The sequence below is a fragment of the Streptomyces sp. BE303 genome, from assembly GCF_036290945.1.
Classification (GTDB): domain Bacteria; phylum Actinomycetota; class Actinomycetes; order Streptomycetales; family Streptomycetaceae; genus Kitasatospora.
The window spans coordinates 1-766 of sequence record NZ_JAQYWZ010000195.1 but is presented as its reverse complement, the minus strand read 5'-3'; the positions used below and the strand labels follow the sequence as shown (position 1 = coordinate 766).

1 protein-coding gene is annotated in these 766 nt (G+C 70.0%); it reads left to right on the top strand.

Going from position 1 to position 766, the window contains the following annotated elements:
* A partial coding sequence (locus tag PUR56_RS01125; RefSeq protein WP_329947461.1) for a M4 family metallopeptidase occupies positions 1-766 on the top strand: 766 nt, incomplete at both ends.

Below are 766 nucleotides of genomic sequence, written 5' to 3'. Positions count from 1 at the left end.
GTGATCCGGACCTTCGAGGGCGTGCAGACCGGCACGGGCCACGGCGTCCACGTCGGCGAAGTCCCGATCGGCACCACCCCGACCGACTCCGGCTACCAGCTCAAGGACGGAACGCGCGGCGGCACCTACACCACCGACATGGGCAACGGAGCCCCCAGCGACGGGTCCCCCTTCGCCCGGCCGACCGACAACTGGGGCGACGGCCTGCCGTCCAACCGCGAGTCCGCGGCCGTCGACGCGCACTTCGGCGTCGCGGCGACCTGGGACTTCTACAAGAACACCTTCGGCCGCGCGGGCATCCGCGGTGACGGGGTCGGCGCGTCCAGCCGGGTCCACTACGGCAACGGATACGTCAACGCGTTCTGGGACGACGACTGCTTCTGCATGACCTTCGGCGACGGCGACGGCAACACCCACCCGCTGACCTCCGTCGACGTGGCGGGCCACGAGATGACCCACGGCGTCACCGCCGCCACCGCCAACCTCAACTACTCGGGCGAGTCCGGCGGCCTGAACGAGGCGACCAGCGACATCCTCGGCAGCATGGTGGAGTTCCACGCCGATCTGCCCGCCGACACCCCCGACTACCTGATCGGCGAGAAGATCGACATCCGCGGGGACGGCACCCCGCTGCGCTTCATGGACAAGCCGTCCAAGGACGGCCGTTCCGCCGACTACTGGCGCCGGGGCCTCGGCGGCATCGACGTCCACTACTCCTCCGGCGTCGCCAACCACTTCTTCTACCTGCTCTCCGAGGGCAGTGGCG